General features: G+C 67.4%; 15 protein-coding genes. 7 read left to right on the forward strand and 8 right to left on the reverse strand.

Translation table 11 applies throughout. The annotated features are described in order from the left end of the window. Positions 1 to 63: 63 nt before the first annotated feature. The 5 genes from CDO46_RS27085 to ffh are packed head-to-tail and all read right to left on the reverse strand — an operon-like array spanning position 64 to position 5026. The gene (locus tag CDO46_RS27085) at positions 64 to 699 is read right to left on the reverse strand and encodes an ABC-type transport auxiliary lipoprotein family protein (protein WP_087841675.1); all 636 of its coding nucleotides are present in this window, start codon (positions 697 to 699) and stop codon (positions 64 to 66) included. After that, positions 696 to 1634 (reverse strand): MlaD family protein, encoded by a 939-nt coding sequence (locus CDO46_RS27090; RefSeq protein WP_087841676.1) that lies wholly within the window; start codon positions 1632 to 1634, stop codon positions 696 to 698. Before CDO46_RS27090 ends, CDO46_RS27085 begins: the two co-directional genes overlap by 4 nt. Further along, the gene (locus tag CDO46_RS27095) at positions 1635 to 2429 is read right to left on the reverse strand and encodes an ABC transporter ATP-binding protein (protein ID WP_217896337.1); all 795 of its coding nucleotides are present in this window, start codon (positions 2427 to 2429) and stop codon (positions 1635 to 1637) included. Continuing rightward, a complete protein-coding gene (locus CDO46_RS27100; protein WP_087841677.1) occupies positions 2423 to 3565 on the reverse strand; it encodes an ABC transporter permease in 1143 nt (380 codons plus the stop codon). Before CDO46_RS27100 ends, CDO46_RS27095 begins: the two co-directional genes overlap by 7 nt. Positions 3566 to 3607: 42 nt before the next feature. Further along, positions 3608 to 5026 carry a signal recognition particle protein gene (gene ffh / locus CDO46_RS27105; protein WP_087841678.1) on the reverse strand — a complete coding sequence of 473 codons (1419 nt, stop codon included), beginning with the start codon at positions 5024 to 5026 and terminating at the stop codon, positions 3608 to 3610. A 23-nt stretch (positions 5027 to 5049) separates the two neighbouring features. On the opposite strand from ffh, the gene CDO46_RS27110 reads away from it, so the two are divergent. The 7 genes from CDO46_RS27110 (at position 5050) to CDO46_RS27140 (ending at position 13080) form a co-directional block, all read left to right on the forward strand. After that, a complete protein-coding gene (locus CDO46_RS27110; RefSeq protein ID WP_087841760.1) occupies positions 5050 to 5901 on the forward strand; it encodes an inner membrane protein YpjD in 852 nt (283 codons plus the stop codon). Positions 5902 to 5922: 21 nt separating this feature from the next. Continuing rightward, positions 5923 to 6168, forward strand: coding sequence for a PP0621 family protein (locus tag CDO46_RS27115; protein ID WP_087841679.1), 246 nt, complete (start codon positions 5923 to 5925; stop codon positions 6166 to 6168). Further along, positions 6165 to 6740 carry a 1,6-anhydro-N-acetylmuramyl-L-alanine amidase AmpD gene (gene ampD / locus CDO46_RS27120; protein ID WP_087841680.1) on the forward strand — a complete coding sequence of 192 codons (576 nt, stop codon included), beginning with the start codon at positions 6165 to 6167 and terminating at the stop codon, positions 6738 to 6740. Before CDO46_RS27115 ends, ampD begins: the two co-directional genes overlap by 4 nt. 465 nt (positions 6741 to 7205) lie before the next feature. After that, positions 7206 to 10103 carry a ribonucleoside-diphosphate reductase subunit alpha gene (locus CDO46_RS27125; RefSeq protein WP_087841681.1) on the forward strand — a complete coding sequence of 966 codons (2898 nt, stop codon included), beginning with the start codon at positions 7206 to 7208 and terminating at the stop codon, positions 10101 to 10103. Positions 10104 to 10129: 26 nt separating this feature from the next. Then, entirely contained in the window at positions 10130 to 11293 is a 1164-nt protein-coding gene (locus CDO46_RS27130) for a ribonucleotide-diphosphate reductase subunit beta (protein WP_087841682.1), read from the forward strand. A 379-nt stretch (positions 11294 to 11672) separates the two neighbouring features. Next, positions 11673 to 12194, forward strand: a complete 522-nt coding sequence (locus tag CDO46_RS27135) for a histone H1-like DNA-binding protein (protein ID WP_087841683.1) — start codon at positions 11673 to 11675, stop codon at positions 12192 to 12194. A 328-nt stretch (positions 12195 to 12522) separates the two neighbouring features. Continuing rightward, positions 12523 to 13080 carry a YggT family protein gene (locus CDO46_RS27140; protein ID WP_087841684.1) on the forward strand — a complete coding sequence of 186 codons (558 nt, stop codon included), beginning with the start codon at positions 12523 to 12525 and terminating at the stop codon, positions 13078 to 13080. Between the two features lie 72 nt (positions 13081 to 13152). Here the strand turns inward: CDO46_RS27140 and CDO46_RS27145 are convergent, their stop codons facing one another. The 3 genes from CDO46_RS27145 to CDO46_RS27155 form a co-directional block, all read right to left on the reverse strand. Beyond that, positions 13153 to 13653 (reverse strand): glycine zipper 2TM domain-containing protein, encoded by a 501-nt coding sequence (locus CDO46_RS27145; protein ID WP_087841685.1) that lies wholly within the window; start codon positions 13651 to 13653, stop codon positions 13153 to 13155. Positions 13654 to 13818: 165 nt separating this feature from the next. Continuing rightward, positions 13819 to 14775, reverse strand: a complete 957-nt coding sequence (locus tag CDO46_RS27150) for a carbohydrate kinase family protein (protein WP_087841761.1) — start codon at positions 14773 to 14775, stop codon at positions 13819 to 13821. Between the two features lie 5 nt (positions 14776 to 14780). Next, positions 14781 to 16040, reverse strand: coding sequence for a zinc-ribbon and DUF3426 domain-containing protein (locus CDO46_RS27155; RefSeq protein WP_087841686.1), 1260 nt, complete (start codon positions 16038 to 16040; stop codon positions 14781 to 14783). Positions 16041 to 16045: the final 5 nt, after the last annotated feature.

The raw sequence follows: 16045 nt of genomic DNA on the forward strand, positions 1-16045 counted from the left end.
ATCAACCATATAGTTGATGGTATCCACAAAAAAGGACGTCCACAATCCCGGTACGGGCGGCGATTACTCCGGCCTGCCGGATTGAACAGCGGCCCCCTGCTCCACCGCCCACTGGACCACCTGCGCGGCCAGCGCGTCGGTGGCCAGGCCGAAGGCCGACACCACGGCCGGCACCTCGACCCCGCCCGCCGGCTGCGCGACCTCGAAGCTGCGCGAGGCCACCACGCGCCGCGTCGAGGTCGAGATCAACCGCACGTCCAGGCTGACGACCGCATGGGGCACCGCGCCGCGGTATTCGCTCTGGAAGGCCCGCAGGTCGCTGTCCAGCTCCAGGTCCGCGCGCACGTTGCTGTCGGTGGTCGACACCGACGCGACGCGGCCGTCCAGCCTGAAGGCCTGCGCCAGGCGGGTGCGCACCAGGGTCGGCGGCGCGTCGGTCCAGCGCGCTCCGCCATAGGTGCTGATCTGGTCGCCCTGGACGATGACGGCGATGCGCGCGCTGTCCAGCACGGCGTTGGCATGGGGGCTGCGTATGCGCAGCGACCAGGCCTGGGCCCTGCCTCCCGGCGCAGGCGCCGCCTGCGTGGCCGGCAGCCGGTAGATGTCGACCGTCTTCTGTTCCGGCAGCAGCGTGCACGCCGAAGCCAGCACCGCCAGCGACATGCCCGCCCAACGGATGATTGCGCCCGCGCGTCTCATGGGGTGAACTCCTTGGGTTGTTCGCGGCCCAGCAGGTAGTCGGCCGGATTGTCCTCGAGGCGGCGGGTGATGGCCCGCAGCGACGCCATCGTCGCCTGCATCTCGCGCAGCGCGCCGCCCAGCTCGCTCAGGCTCTGGGCGCCGCTGCCCAGCGCGCCGCGATTCTCCTGCACCAGCCGGTCGATGCTGTCGCTGGCGCGCGCCAACGAGGCCATGGCCTGCTGGGCGCTCTGCATGGTGTCCTTCCCCTGCGAGCCGACCAGTTCGTCGGTGTGCGTCATCAGCGAGTTGGCCTTGGCCAGGGCCTCGGACGTCTGCCGGCCGATCTCGCCCAGTTGCCCGCTCAGCTTCGCGAAGCCCTCGCGCTGCGCGGCCAGCTCGGCGGTGCTTTCCTCGAGATGTTCCAGGATGCGGCTGATCTGCCGGGCATTCTGGGGCGACATGATCTGGCGCGCGCTGGCGACCATCTCGTTGATGTTCAGCATCAGGTCCTCGCCGCCCGCCAGCAGCTGGGTGATGGGCGACGGCAGGGCCACGATGACCGGCACCTCGTCGCCCTTGGGCAGAAGGCGCGGGCTCTCGGGCGTGCCGCTGCCGAGCTGGATCACCGAGGTACCGGTGACGCCGGTCAGGCGCAGGCGCGCCACCGTGTCCTCCTTGACCGGCACGTCGCTGGCGATCCGTATCCGCGCCACCACCTTGCGCGGGTCCACGGGATCGAGCCGCAGCCGCGCCACGTCGCCCACCTTGATGCCGCTGTACATGACGGCGCTGCCCTCGGACAGTCCGTTGACCGCTTCGTTGAACACGATGTCGAACTGCGCCACGCTGGCGTCCGAATGGCTCTTGGCCAGCCACAGCGCGAACAGCAGGGCCCCCGTCACCGCGATGACGAGGAACAGGCCGATCACGACATGATGCGCCCGGGTTTCCATCTACTCCTCCTTGCGCGGCCGTTCGGCCGCCCGCGACGCCGCGCGTCCGCGCGGCCCCTGGAAATACTCCTGTATCCACGGATCGTCGACCCGCTCCACCACTTCCAGCCGGTCCACCACCAGCACCTTGCGCTGCGACAGCACCGCCACCCGGTCGCAAATGGCGTAGAGCGTATCCAGATCATGCGTGACCAGGAACACGGTCAACCCCAGCGCGTCCCGCAAGGTGAGGATCAGGTCGTCGAAGGCGGCCGCGCCGATCGGATCCAGTCCCGCCGTGGGCTCGTCCAGGAACAGCAGGTCGGGATCCAGCGCCAGGGCGCGTGCCAGCGCCGCCCGCTTGACCATGCCGCCCGACAGCGAGGCCGGGGACTTGGCGCCGGCCTCGACCGGCAGGCCCGCCAGCGCCAGCTTGAGCCGCGCCAGCCGCTCGGCCTCGGGCCGCGCCAGGCCCGCGTGCTCGATCAGCGGCAGCGCGGCGTTCTCGGTCACGGACAGCGAGGAGAACAGCGCGCCGCGCTGGAACAGCACCCCCATCCGGCGCTCCTGGCGCGAACGCAGCTCGGGGGACAGCTCGTCCAGCGCCTGGCCGAACACCTGCACGCTGCCGGCGGTCGGCCGCCGCAGCCCCACGATGGAACGCAGCAGCACCGACTTGCCCGAGCCCGACCCGCCCACCACGCCCAGGATCTCGCCCCGGCGGATGTCCAGGTCCAGCCCTTCGTGCACGGTCTGGGCGCCGAAGCGGTTGACCAGCCCGCGCACGCGCACGATGGGTTCGTCGGCCGTCACCATCCCATCTCCATGAAGAACAGCGCCGCCAGCGCGTCGATCAGGATCACCATGAAGATCGCCTGCACGACGCTGGAGGTGGTGTGCTCGCCCACGGACTGGGCACTGCCGCTGACCTTGAAGCCCTCCAGGCAGCCGATCACGGCGATGATGAAGGCCAGGATCGGCGCCTTGACGATGCCCACGTAGAAATGCCGCACGTCCAGGCTCTCGCGCAGGGTGGACAGGAACAGCGACGGCGGGATGTCCAGGCTCCAGGCACAGACCACCATGCCGCCGGCGATGCCGGTCAGCATGGACATGAAGGTCAGCACGGGCAGCGACACCAGCATGGCCAGCACGCGCGGCAGCACCAGCATGTTGATGGGGTCGAGCCCGAGGGCCCGGATGGCGTCGATTTCCTCGTTGGCCTTCATCGAGCCGATCTGCGCGGTGAAGGCGCTGGCGGTCCGGCCCGCCATCAGGATGGCGGTCAGCAGCACGGCGAACTCGCGCAGGAAGGCGAAGCCGACCAGGTTGATCGTATAGAGCGTGGCGCCGAAGTCCCGCAGCACCGTGGCGCCCAGGAAGGCCACGACGGCGCCGACCAGGAAAGTCAGCAAGGCGATGATGGGAACGGCGTTCAGTCCGATCTGCTCGATCTGGGCGACGGTGGCCGTGAGTCGCCACGTGCGCGGACGCACCAGCGAACGGCCCAGGCTTTCGAGCGTCAGGCCGATGAACCCGCACAGGCCCGCGGCGTGCTTCCAGAACTGCTCGGCGGCTTCGCCCACGTGGCACAGCAGCTCGGCCACCGGCGACGGCGGCTCGGGTGGCTTGCATTGCTGGACCGCGCCCTGGGCGCGGATGATGGTGTCGAGCAAGGCGCGGCGCGATGCCTCCACCGGGGGGCCGGAGGCCAGCAACCCGGGCAGGCGCTCCGCGCCCAGCAGGTCGACCAGCAGCGCGGCGCCCGCGGTGTCCAGGACGCCCAGCCGGCTGAGGTCCAGCACGCGCACCTGGGGGACCGCATCGAAACGGGCGGTCTCGCGGCGCAGGGCCTCGAAGCCCGCCAGCGACCAGTCGCCCTCGACCGACAGGCGGCCGTCGCCGGCTGCGGCATCCCACACTAGACGGCCTGGCTGCGGCGCTGCGCTCATCGTTCCTGGAGACGGGACCACGGAACCGCGATTGTCGGGGCTTTACTTGAGTCCAGGCAAGCCTTTCATGCCGCGCAGCGCCTTCATGCCGCCCATGGCGCGCATCATCTTGGCCATGCCGCCTTTCTTCATCTGCTTCATCATGGCCTGCATCTGCTCGAACTGCGACAGCATGCGGTTGACCTCCTGCACCTGCACGCCGGCGCCGGTGGCGATGCGGCGCTTGCGCGAGGCCTTGATCAGCTCGGGCTTGGCACGCTCGAGCTCGGTCATGGAGTTCAGGATGCCTTCCATGCGCCGGATCTGCTTGCCAGCCTGCTTGCTGTCGATTTGCGAGGCCGCCTGCGAGAATTGCGCCGGCAGCTTCTCCAGCAGCGAGCCCATGTCGCCCAGGTTCTTCATCTGCGCGATCTGGGCGCGGAAATCGTTCAGGTCGAACTTGTCGCCCGACTTGAGCTTGGCGGCCAGCTTCTGCGCCTCGTCCACGTCGATCGCGCGCTGGGCTTCCTCGACCAGCGACAGGATGTCGCCCATGCCCAGCACCCGCTGCGCCATGCGCTCGGGATGGAAGGGCTCGAGGCCGGACAGCTTCTCGGACACGCCGACGAACTTCAGCGGCTTGCCGGTGACGTGGCGCACCGACAGCGCGGCGCCGCCGCGCGCATCGCCATCCAGCTTGGTCAGGACCACGCCGGTCAGCGGCAGGGCGTCGTTGAAGGCCTTGGCCACGTTGACCGCGTCCTGGCCCAGCATGGCGTCGACCACGAACAGGGTCTCGATCGGCTCGAGCAGGGCATGCAGCGCGCGGATCTCGTTCATCAGCGCCTCGTCGATGCCCAGGCGGCCGGCCGTATCGACGATCAGCACGTCGTAATGGTGCTTGCGGGCATGGTCGAGCGCGTTGCGGGCGATGGCCTCGGGCGCCTGGTCGGCCGACGAGGGCAGGAAGTCGACGCCGGCCTGCGCGGCCACGGTCTTCAACTGCTCGATGGCGGCGGGACGGTAGACGTCGGCGCTGACCACCAGCACCTTCTTCTTGCCCGTCTTGCGGCCGTTCTGGACATGGCCGCCTTCGGCCAGCCAGCGGGCCAGCTTGCCGGTGGTGGTGGTCTTGCCCGAGCCCTGCAGGCCCGCCATCAGGATCACGGCGGGGGGCTGCTGGGCCAGCGACAGCTCGCTCGCGTGGGGTCCGAGGTCGCCGCCCATGAGGGCGGTGAGTTCCTTGTGGACCACGCCCACCAGCGCCTGGCCGGGCGTCAGGCTGCCCATGACGTCCTCGCCCAGCGCCTTTTCCTTGACCCGCGCGACGAACTCGCGCACGACCGGCAGGGACACGTCGGCTTCCAGCAGCGCCAGACGGACTTCGCGCAGCATTTCCTGCGTATTCGCCTCGGTCAGGCGCGCTTCCCCCTTCAGGGTCTTGACGACGCGCGACAGGCGGGCGGTAAGGTTATCGAGCATGAATGGGATTCGCTTACACTTCCATGGATATGGGAATTGTATTGCACGCACTGGCTGCGGCCGGTTACGCCTTGTTGACGGTATTCGCGTGGCGAGCCGTCTCGTCGCACCCCGAACCCCGGACCGGCTCCGCCGAGCGCCTGGGGCTGGCGCTGGTGCTGATCCTGCACGGCCTGGCGGTCCAGCAGGCCATGCTGGGGGACGGCAACCTGAAGCTGGGCTTCGCTCTGGGCATCTCGGCCGCGCTGTGGCTGGGCCTGGTCGTCTTCTGGGCCGAAAGCCTGTGGGTGGCCATCGACGGCCTGCGGCTCTGGCTGATGCCGCTGGGCGTGATCGGCACCGTGCTGCCCGTGGTCTTTCCCGAGGGCCGCGTCATCGCCCATGCCGACAGCGGCTGGCTGCGCGTGCACCTGGCCATCGCGCTGGCCGCCTACAGCATGATCACCATCGCCGCCCTGCACGCGCTGCTGATGGCCTCGGCCGACCGGCGCCTGCACGACATCTCGGCCAGCAACCCGCCCCAGCCCCGGCACTCGGCCCGGGTCTACGCCCGCCTGTTCGACGCCGTGCCGCCCCTGCTGGTGCTCGAACGCCTGCTGTTCCGGCTGATCTGGGTCGGCTTCGTGCTGCTGACCCTGGCCGTCATCAGCGGCATCGTCATCTCCGAGTCGCTGTCGGGCACCGCGCTGCCCCTGGACCACAAGACCGTCTTCACGCTGCTCTCATGGCTGACCTTCGGCCTGCTGCTGCTGGGACGCCAGGTCTGGGGCTGGCGCGGCCGCATCGCGCTGCGCTGGACGCTGGTCGGCTTCGCCTTCCTGCTGCTGGCCTACACCGGCACCCGGTTCGTGCTCGAGTTCATCCTGCACCGCTAGAAACCAGGACCCCCAACCACCATGGGCAAGCTACTTTTCTGGGTGTTCGTCATCGTGGTCGCCCTGCTGGTGGCCCGCATCGCCGCCCGCAGCGCGGTCAAGGGCCACCGCCGCGAATCGCGTCGGGCCGACGCCAGCCGCTTCCCGGCCGACGGCATGGTGCGCTGCGCCCATTGCGGCATCCACCTGCCGCCGTCCGAAGCCGTGCGGCGCAAGGGCTATAACTATTGCAGCCTGGCCCACTCGCTGAAGGGTCCCGGCAAATGAACGTCGCCGCGCGGCTGGACGGCCAGGGCTGGATCGACCACCCCGCCGTGCGCCGGGTCCCTTCCCCCAACACCGACGAGCGGCCCCCCGGCACGGAAATCTCGCTGCTGGTCCTGCACAACATCAGCCTGCCGCCCGGCGAATTCGGCGGCCCCTACGTCGAGGCCCTGTTCACCAACACCCTCGATTGCGATGCCCACCCCTGGTTCGACTGCCTGCGCGGCCTGAAGGTCTCGGCCCACTTCCTGATCGACCGCAACGGCGCCATCGTCCAGTTCGCCAGCACCGACCGCCGGGCCTGGCACGCCGGCGTCTCCTGCCACGACGGCCGCGAACGCTGCAACGACTTTTCCATCGGCATCGAACTCGAAGGCTGCGACACCGTGCCCTTCACCGACGCCCAGTACCGCGCCCTGGCCTGGCTCACCCCGGCCCTGCGCGCCCGCTACCCCCTGCAGGCCGTCCGCGGCCACGAGCACATCGCCCCCGGCCGCAAGACCGACCCCGGCCCCGCCTTCGACTGGGCCCGCTACGGCCGGGAAACGGGCTGGACCGCCCTTCCCCTCCTGTAGAATCTCGCCCTCGCCAACCCCGGCCCGCCCACGCCCAGCCCGCGCCCGCTCTGTTTCACGCGCTGCAAACGCCGCATTTCACGCGTGCCTCGTGCACCTTTCGTCGTGAAACACGCATGGTTGCTGGCTGTCTAATAAATAGAGCCCGATTTGCCTATGCGAGCGCCGGATTCTCTCCGCCAGCAACATTTTGACACTTGCCGTACAATCTGCCCCCCCCTAGAATTAGTGCCTTGCCGGTCACACACCACTAGATGTAGTGCCCGCGCTGCAAGGGAGGGGGAAAACATGGCTTATCCAGACCAGCCCGGATGTGCGGCGGCCACTGCCGCGCACCTCGTCGTTAGGCCCCAAGCCGCGCTCCGGCGCGGCCTGACGCCCTTGTAATCAAGAATATTCGCTGCAAATCCCAGAACACCGAGTACCGGCGCGGCCCCCCGCGCCTTCATGCATCCAGGAGGCCTTATGCAACTCTCGACTCCCTCGGCCCAATCGACCGCTGCGCCGCTAGCTTCCAAGCCCGCACAGACCGAAGCCGACCAGACCGCGTATTCCGACCACAAGGTCATCCGGCGCAACGGCGCCGTGGTCGGATTCGAACCCGGCAAGATTTCCATCGCGCTGACCAAGGCCTTCCTGGCCGTCAACGGTGGCCAGGGCGCTGCTTCCGCGCGTGTGCGCGAGCTCGTCGAAGGCCTGACCAAACAGGTCGTCCACGCGCTGGTCCGCCGCCAGCCCAGCGGCGGCACGGTCCATATCGAAGACATCCAGGACCAGGTCGAACTGGCGCTGATGCGCTCCGGCGAGCATGACGTCGCGCGCGCCTACGTGCTGTACCGTGAAAAGCGCGCCCAGCAGCGTGCGCTGATGCACACCTCGCCCGACCAGGCGGTCGTGCACGTCACCGAGAACGGCCTGCGCATCCCGCTCGACCCCCAGCACCTGCAGGCCATCATCCAGGCCGCGTGCTCGGGCCTGGAGGAATTCGTCTCGGCCGAGGGCATCTTCAAGGAAACCGTCAAGAACCTGTACGACGGCGTCTCCACCGACGAGATCTTCAAGTCCGCCATCCTGGCCGCGCGCTCGCAGCTGGAAAAGGATCCGGCCTACAGCACGGTCACGGCACGTCTCTTGCTGCACACCATCCGCAAGGAAGTGCTGGGCGAGGAGGTCGAACAAGCCGCCATGGCCACGCGTTACGCCGAATATTTCCCGCAATTCATCGCTCGCGGCATCGAGGGCGGCCTGCTTGACCCCAAGCTGGCCACCTTCGACCTGGCGCGCCTGGGCGCGGCGCTGAAGGATACGCGCGACCTGCAGTTCACCTACCTGGGCCTGCAGACCCTGTACGACCGCTACTTCCTGCACATCAAGGGCACCCGCATCGAGCTGCCGCAGGCCTTCTTCATGCGCGTCGCGATGGGCCTGGCCCTGGAAGAAACCGACCGCGAAGCCCGCGCCATCGAGTTCTACAACATCCTGTCGTCGTTCGACTTCATGAGCTCGACGCCGACCCTGTTCAACGCCGGCACCCTGCACTCGCAGCTGTCGTCGTGCTACCTGACCACGGTGGCCGACAGCCTGGAAAGCATCTACGACGCCATCAAGGAAAACGCGCTGCTGGCCAAGTACGCCGGCGGCCTGGGCAACGACTGGACCCCCGTGCGCGCGCTGCGCAGCCACATCAAGGGCACCAACGGCGAAAGCCAGGGCGTGGTCCCCTTCCTGAAGGTGGTCAACGACACCGCGGTGGCGGTCAACCAGGGCGGCAAGCGCAAGGGCGCCGTGTGCACGTACCTCGAGACGTGGCACCTGGACATCGAGGAATTCCTCGAACTGCGCAAGAACACCGGCGACGAGCGCCGCCGCACCCACGACATGAACACGGCCAACTGGATCCCCGACCTGTTCATGAAGCGCGTCATGGACAATGCCGAATGGACCCTGTTCTCGCCGTCCGACTGCCCCGACCTGCACGACAAGGTCGGCAAGGAATTCGAGAAGGCCTACCTGGGCTATGAAGCCAAGGTCGCCAGCGGCGAACTGAAGCTCTTCAAGAAGATCCCGGCCATGTCGCTGTGGCGCAAGATGCTCTCGATGCTGTTCGAGACCGGCCACCCGTGGATCACGTTCAAGGATCCCTGCAACATCCGCTCGCCCCAGCAGCACGTCGGCGTCGTCCACAGCTCCAACCTGTGCACCGAGATCACGCTGAACACCAACGAGTCCGAGATCGCGGTCTGCAACCTGGGTTCGGTCAACCTCGTCGCGCACCTGAAGACCAACGCCGACGGCACGGTCGAGCTCGACCACGACAAGCTGCGCAGCACGATCCACGTCGCCATGCGCATGCTCGACAACGTGATCGACATCAACTATTACGCCGTCGACAAGGCCCGCAACTCCAACCTGCGCCATCGTCCCGTCGGCATGGGCATCATGGGCTTCCAGGATGCGCTGCACATCATGCGCGTGCCCTACGCGTCGGATGCCGCCATCGAATTCGCCGACCGCTCGATGGAAGCGGTGTGCTACTACGCCTACCTCGCGTCGACCGAACTGGCCGAGGAACGCGGCCGCTACTCGTCGTTCGAAGGCTCGCTGTGGGACCGCGGCATTCTTCCGCAGGATTCCATCAAGCTGCTGCGCGAAGAGCGCGGAGGCTACGTCGACATCGACGAAAGCGCGTCGATGGACTGGAATGCGTTGCGCGAGCGCATCAAACTGCATGGCATGCGCAATTCGAACTGCATCGCTATTGCCCCGACGGCGACGATTTCCAATATCATTGGCGTATCTGCGTGCATTGAACCGACTTATCAGAACTTGTACGTCAAATCGAATCTCTCCGGCGAATTCACGATCGTCAACGATTACTTGGTGCGTGATCTCAAGAAGCTCGGGCTGTGGGACGAGGTGATGATCGCAGACCTGAAGTACTTCGATGGCAGTCTCGCCAAGATCGACCGGGTGCCTCCCGAGCTGCGCAAGCTGTATGCGACGGCCTTCGAGGTAGAGCCCCGTTGGCTCGTGGAATGCGCGGCGCGCCGCCAGAAGTGGATCGACCAGTCGCAATCGCTCAATATCTATATGGCGGGCGCATCGGGCAAGAAGCTGGACGAGACGTACAAGCTGGCCTGGCAGCGCGGCCTGAAGACCACCTACTACCTGCGCACCCTGGGTGCGACCAGCGCTGAAAAATCGACCGGACGCGGCGGCGAATTGAACGCCGTGCCCACGGCCTCGTCCAATGCGGGAATGTCCGCGGCGGGCACCAACCTTCCGGAACCGGAAATCGTCGGGGCGGTATGCACCATGAAGCCGGGTGACCCTGGCTTCGAAGAGTGCGAAGCCTGCCAATAACCCCCGCTGAATACCGGAGTCGATCTATGTTGTCTTGGGACGAAGAAGTATCCACCCCCTCCGCCACGCCGGCCCTGCAGCCGGCGGGCACCGCCGCGCCGCGCGAACACGCCGGCGCGTTCGACGAGGTCGCGCTGGCCGCGGGCGCTGCGGCGCCCGGCACCGCCTCCTCGCGTCGCGTCAACATCGCGGACAAGCGCATCATCAACGGCCAGACGGACGTCAACCAGCTGGTCCCGTTCAAGTACAAGTGGGCTTGGGAAAAATACCTGGCCACCTGCGCCAACCACTGGATGCCGCAGGAAATCAACATGTCGCGCGACATCGCGCTGTGGAAGAACCCCGAGGGCCTGACCGAGGACGAGCGCCGCATCATCAAGCGCAACCTGGGGTTCTTCGTCACGGCCGACTCGCTCGCCGCGAACAACATCGTGCTGGGCACGTATCGCCACATCACCGCCCCGGAGTGCCGGCAGTTCCTGCTGCGCCAGGCCTTCGAGGAAGCGATCCACACCCACGCCTACCAGTACATCGTCGAAAGCCTGGACCTGGACGAGTCGGAAATCTTCAATGCCTACAATGAAGTTCCGTCCATCCGCGCCAAGGACGAGTTCCTGATCCCCTTCATCGACGCCATCGCCGACCCGAACTTCAAGACGGGCACGCCGGAGGCCGACCAGACCCTGCTGAAGTCGCTGATCGTCTTCGCATGCCTGATGGAAGGCCTGTTCTTCTACGTCGGCTTCACCCAGATCCTGGCGCTGGGCCGGCAGAACAAGATGACCGGCGCGGCCGAGCAGTACATGTACATCCTGCGGGACGAGTCCATGCACTGCAACTTCGGCATCGACCTCATCAACACGATCAAGCTCGAGAACCCGCATCTGTGGACGCCGGAATTCCGCGAGGAAATCCGCGGACTCTTCCGCAAGGCGGTCGAACTCGAATACGCTTACGCCGAAGACACCATGCCGCGCGGCGTGCTGGGCCTGAATGCGCCGATGTTCAAATCGTATCTGCGCTTCATCGCCAACCGCCGCTGCCAGCAGATCGGCATCGAACCGCTGTTCCCGCAGGAAGAGAACCCCTTCCCGTGGATGGCGGAAATGATCGACTTGAAGAAAGAACGCAATTTCTTTGAAACGCGTGTGATCGAGTACCAGACCGGCGGGGCGCTGAGCTGGGACTAGACCACACGTAGACAGGATCAGGCGCCCTCGGGCGCCCGGCAGGGCCCGGATGAGTTCAGACGCGGCGCATGGGGCAGGTCCCCTCGCCCAGCGCACCATCCGGCCCCTGCGCATGTTGCTTTGTCGAAGACGAAGCATCGGCGGCCGGGCAAACGGGGGTGTCATCCGGCAGGCGGGAAACCGCCTGCCAAGTCATTCGACATGGGTCGCACCAGTTGCGGGGTATGTCGAATGGCTGTGTGCAGCATTCATTAGCGCAAACTGATTCCGCTGTTGAGGTTTCGTTCACCAGCAGGGCTTGCGCCGATGAATAGCCCGTGAGGATGGTCCGAGCGGGTTCGTGTTCTGGGTCCCTGAACGTCTCGTAAAGGAGCAGACCATGGCGACAGCCAAGAAGGCCGCGAAGAAAGCGGTAGCCAAGAAAGCCCCGGCTAAGAAAGCCCCGGCCAAGAAGGCGGCAGTGAAGAAGGTTGCGGCCAAGAAGGCCCCGGCCAAGAAAGCCGCAGTGAAGAAGGTCGCGGCCAAGAAGGCCCCGGCCAAGAAAGCTGCAGTGAAGAAGGTCGCGGCCAAGAAGGCTCCGGCCAAGAAAGCCGCAGTGAAGAAGGTTGCGGCCAAGAAGGCTCCGGCCAAGAAAGCCGCAGTGAAGAAGGTCGCAGCCAAGAAGGCCCCGGCCAAGAAGGCTGCCGCCGCCAAGAAGCCCGCGGCGAAAAAGGCCCCGGCCAAGAAGGCTGCTGCTGCCAAGAAGCCTGCTGCGAAGAAGGCGCCGGCCAAGAAGGCTGCTCCCAAGAAGCCTGCAGCCAAAAAGCCTGCCCCTGCGCCGTCCACCGCGGCTGCGCCGGGCGCGAAAACGGCGCTCAACCCTGCCGCTGCTTGGCCCTTCCCTACGGGCAGCCGCCCGTAAGCCCTAATCGGAGCGCCTTGCGCTCTGATTCAAACCCCGCCAAGGTGCGAGCTTTGGCGGGGTTTTTTGTGGCCCCCCCCTACGCGCTTCGCGCGCCCCCCAGGGGGCGATGCGGGTGGACCGGCGGAGCCGGATCCACCGCATCCTGGGTCTGCGTAGGATATCTCGGTGCGAAGCACCGCTTGCTTGCCTTGATCCAGGGCACCGCGGATCCGGCTTTGCCGGTCCGCCAGTGCCGCCCCCTGGGGGGCGCGCGTCAGCGCGTAGGGGGGGGTTATAATCTTTTGCTTACAACCTGCTGAACAGCAGTACGGTGCCCGGAGTCCTCATGGTTGGCGATATCGCCCGGTTTTTGCTCAACGTCGTTTTCACCCTTTACGGGGCCGTGCTGTTGCTGCGCTTGTGGCTGCAGTTCGTGCGGATGCCGCCGTACAACCCCATTTCGCGGACCGTGTTCCAGGTCACGGACTGGATCGTGATCCCGCTGCGGCGGGTGCTGGGGGGGCGGGGTGGCGTGGATTGGGCCTGCCTGGTGGCGGCCTGGCTGACGGCGCTGGTCTATCTGGCGGCCATCATCCTGGTTGCGGGGGGCAATCCGCTTTCCATGCTGCCCGAGGGGCTGTGGATCGCGCTGATGCTGATGCTCAAGTGGTCCATCAATCTGGTGATGTGGGTCACGCTGCTGATGGTGATCCTGTCGTGGGTCAACCCCGGCGCGCCGGCCATGCCGGTCCTTCACGCGTTGACGGCCCCGCTGCTGGATCCGATCCGGCGCGTGCTGCCTTCGCTGGGTAGCCTGGATCTGTCGCCGCTGGTCCTGTTCCTGCTGACGCAGATCGCGCTGATGGTGCTGTCCCGCATCGGCCTGCCCATCTTCGGGCTGTAAGGCCACGCGGGCCCAGGGCCCGCCCCGGTATCGATGCGGCGCCGCCGGGCAAGCGGCGCCGGCCTCGTTGCCTTACAGGTGCGTGACGCGGGTGGCGCCGGTGCCGCTCAACACGCGCACACGGTCCCCGACATAGAACATCTCGTCGGCTTCCTGCACGATGGAGCGCAACTCCCCGTTCTGGAAGCGGACGGTGATTTCCAGGCCTTCGCGCTTGGACATCCCGCCTTCCACGGCCTGCCCGGCGATGCCGCCGGCGATCGCGCCCAGCACCGAGGTGATGATCTGGCCACGGCCCCCGCCTATGCTGCTGCCCGCCACGCCGCCGACGATCGCGCCGCCGGCCGTGCCCACGCCGGTCTGGCCGCGGTCGATCGTGACGCGTCGCACCGACTCCACCGTCCCCATGCGCACCACCTGCTCGCGCTGAGCCTGGTTGCGGTCATAGACCGACGCCGAGTTGCTGCCCGTCGCGCATCCGGCCAAAAGCGCCAGCGCCGACAGCGCGGCAGCCACCGCCAGGGCGCGCCCGCGCCCGGCAGCCAGGGAAAGAGACGAATTGCTTGGGTTCATAGAGCCATCCTGATGGAAAAGCGGAGAAACGCCGCAGCGCCCTCTTCTTGGTATGAAACAAAGATCTTGGACTGGATTTATACCCTGTCGGTTCGCCCACCGGCCCTTGGGCGCCCGCCCCCGACCGGCCCAGGTTGTTTCAAACCATGACCACGGCGAATCGCATCAGCCTTGCGGCAGCGAAAGCCCGTAGCTGCGTTCCAGGCGCGACGAAATCTCCTCGCGGCTGATCTGGTGGTTCTGCGGGCCCCGGCAGGCGATCTTGATGGCGCCCATCAGGCTGGCCAGCTTGCAGCAGTCTTCCCAGCGCCATCCCACGGTCAGGCCGTACAGCAGCCCGGCGCGATAGGCATCCCCGCAACCGGTGGGGTCCACCACGGCCTCGGCCTTGACGGGATCGATGTGGATCTCCTGGCCGCCGGTCAGCAGCGTCGAGCCTTTCTCGCCCCGGGTCACGATGGCCGCCTGCAGGCCCGCGGCGATGTCCGCCATGCTGCGGCCCGTGCGCTGCTCGACCACATGGGCCTCGTAATCGTTGACGGTCAGCACCTGCGCCAGCGCCAGCATTTCCTCCAGGTCCTCGCCGTTGAACAGCGGCATGGCCTGCCCCAGGTCGAAGATGAAGGGGATGCCTTGCGCGTGCAGCCGCCGCGCATGGGCGAACATGCCGTCCTTCGCGTCGGGCGCGACGATGCCCCAGACGCCGGGCGCGCCGGTCAGGTCGTTGGTGGCCGCCGCCGACATGGCCCCGGGGTGGAATGCGGTGATCTGGTTGTCCGCCAGGTCGGTCGTGATGAAGCACTGCGCCGTGAAGGTGCCGGGTACGACCTTGACCCAGTCGACGTTGGTGCCTTGCTCGCGCATGCGGCGCAGGTAGTCGCCCGCGTCCTCGCCCACCGTGGCCACGGGCACGGGCGTGCCGCCCAGCAGCCGCATGTTGTAAGCGATGTTGCCGGCGCAGCCGCCGTACTCCTTGCGCATGGACGGCACGAGAAAGGACACGCTGAGCGCGTGCACCTGCTCCGGCAGGATGTGCTCCTGGAACTTGCCTTCGAACACCATGATCGTATCGAACGCAACGGAGCCGCAGATGATGACGGGAGCGGTTTCGGGATGGGCCATGGCGGTCACGGATAGAAGATGGCGACGCGGTAGCCGGTGGCATGGGCGTCGATGGTTTCGATGGGAATCCGCAGGACCCGCTCCTGGAGCGGTCCCAGCGGCTGGGCGAAATCCCGGGGCGACAGATAGACCGAGGGCAGCAGCACGCGGCGGGCGGCCACCGCGTCGGACAGGTCCATCAGCGACAGTTCGATGGCGGGCCAGGACTGCGGAAAGGTGGCGCGGTTGCGCAACACCATCCGCAGCGCCAGCTGGCGCGTCGGCAGCACGATGCCGGCGGACTCGCCCGGCACCGGCTCGGCCTCGTCGGCGATGGGGGGCGCAAATCCCGGCGACTCGGGCGACCAGGGCTCGACGGACGAGGACTCGATGACCAGCAGTTCGGGCGCGCGGGGATAGCCGACCGTGCACTGCCACCGCTGGCACAGCCGCTCCATGGCGGGACGGAGCATGGGCACGCGGGTCGCGATCTCGGCACGGAAGATCCAGGCCGCCTGGGCCAGCAGGACCAGTAGCGCGATCAGCGCGGCCAGGCCCCACAGCCACTGGGCACGCCGCCGGCGTTGCCGGGCCTCTTCGTCCAGGAAATCGGGCGCCTCGTCGCCGCGGGACTCCCGTTCGCGTGGGCGGGATTCGCCCACGATGGGAGCGTGTGCGTCTTCGGCGGAGCCAAGGGCAGGCGTCGTCGGCACGGCGACGGCGGGTCCGGCCTCCGCATCCGGCGGCTGGACTGGCGCACCGTCGGATGCCGTGGCCGGCGCGGCGCGGCGGGATCGCAGCACCGAAGGCAGGGCGCCATCGGCCGCCTCGTCCGTCAAGGCCGGCTTCGGCGAAGCGCCCGCGACCGGGAAGGACTCGGCGCCCGGCGTTGCCTCGCGGTCCGGCACGCCGGCTTCGCCGGCGGCAACGGCCAGCGGCGAAGAGAACGAGGGCGTGGGTTCGGGCGTAGGCGCCTGGCTGCCATCGTCTTGCATGGAAGCGACCAGGCCTTCTCCGCGCCGGCGCAGCACGTGCGGCTCGACCGGCGACTCGGGCGGGGAAGCCGGCGCCTCGGGCGAAGAGATTGGCGCCTCGGGCGGAAAGGCCGGTCCGGCGGCCACCGGGCGCGGCGCGCCGCCGGCCGGGTCCAGCTCGATCAGGCTCTGGCTGCTATCGAAGACTTCGTTGCAGACCCCGCACCGCACCCAGCCGCCACGCAGCTTGATCTGGTCCGGGGCCACCCGGAACGCCGTGGCGCACTGGGGGCAGCGAGTGGCGAGCGTCATGCCGG

Origin of the sequence: Pigmentiphaga sp. NML030171, assembly GCF_002188635.1 — a bacterium.
GTDB lineage: Bacteria > Pseudomonadota > Gammaproteobacteria > Burkholderiales > Burkholderiaceae_B > Pigmentiphaga > Pigmentiphaga daeguensis.

What these genes read in the sequence shown, in the direction of transcription:
- CDO46_RS27115 (WP_087841679.1), top strand. Translation starts at nt 5,923, where the DNA reads ATGGGCAAGCTACTTTTCTGGGTGTTCGTCATCGTGGTCGCCCTGCTG.
- CDO46_RS27110 (WP_087841760.1), top strand. Translation starts at nt 5,050, where the DNA reads ATGGATATGGGAATTGTATTGCACGCACTGGCTGCGGCCGGTTACGCC.
- CDO46_RS27140 (WP_087841684.1), top strand. Translation starts at nt 12,523, where the DNA reads ATGGTTGGCGATATCGCCCGGTTTTTGCTCAACGTCGTTTTCACCCTT.
- ampD (WP_087841680.1), top strand. Translation starts at nt 6,165, where the DNA reads ATGAACGTCGCCGCGCGGCTGGACGGCCAGGGCTGGATCGACCACCCC.
- CDO46_RS27145 (WP_087841685.1), bottom strand. Translation starts at nt 13,653, where the DNA reads ATGAACCCAAGCAATTCGTCTCTTTCCCTGGCTGCCGGGCGCGGGCGC.
- CDO46_RS27150 (WP_087841761.1), bottom strand. Translation starts at nt 14,775, where the DNA reads ATGGCCCATCCCGAAACCGCTCCCGTCATCATCTGCGGCTCCGTTGCG.
- CDO46_RS27130 (WP_087841682.1), top strand. Translation starts at nt 10,130, where the DNA reads ATGTTGTCTTGGGACGAAGAAGTATCCACCCCCTCCGCCACGCCGGCC.
- CDO46_RS27155 (WP_087841686.1), bottom strand. Translation starts at nt 16,040, where the DNA reads ATGACGCTCGCCACTCGCTGCCCCCAGTGCGCCACGGCGTTCCGGGTG.
- CDO46_RS27100 (WP_087841677.1), bottom strand. Translation starts at nt 3,565, where the DNA reads ATGAGCGCAGCGCCGCAGCCAGGCCGTCTAGTGTGGGATGCCGCAGCC.
- ffh (WP_087841678.1), bottom strand. Translation starts at nt 5,026, where the DNA reads ATGCTCGATAACCTTACCGCCCGCCTGTCGCGCGTCGTCAAGACCCTG.
- CDO46_RS27085 (WP_087841675.1), bottom strand. Translation starts at nt 699, where the DNA reads ATGAGACGCGCGGGCGCAATCATCCGTTGGGCGGGCATGTCGCTGGCG.
- CDO46_RS27135 (WP_087841683.1), top strand. Translation starts at nt 11,673, where the DNA reads ATGGCGACAGCCAAGAAGGCCGCGAAGAAAGCGGTAGCCAAGAAAGCC.
- CDO46_RS27125 (WP_087841681.1), top strand. Translation starts at nt 7,206, where the DNA reads ATGCAACTCTCGACTCCCTCGGCCCAATCGACCGCTGCGCCGCTAGCT.
- CDO46_RS27095 (WP_217896337.1), bottom strand. Translation starts at nt 2,429, where the DNA reads ATGGTGACGGCCGACGAACCCATCGTGCGCGTGCGCGGGCTGGTCAAC.
- CDO46_RS27090 (WP_087841676.1), bottom strand. Translation starts at nt 1,634, where the DNA reads ATGGAAACCCGGGCGCATCATGTCGTGATCGGCCTGTTCCTCGTCATC.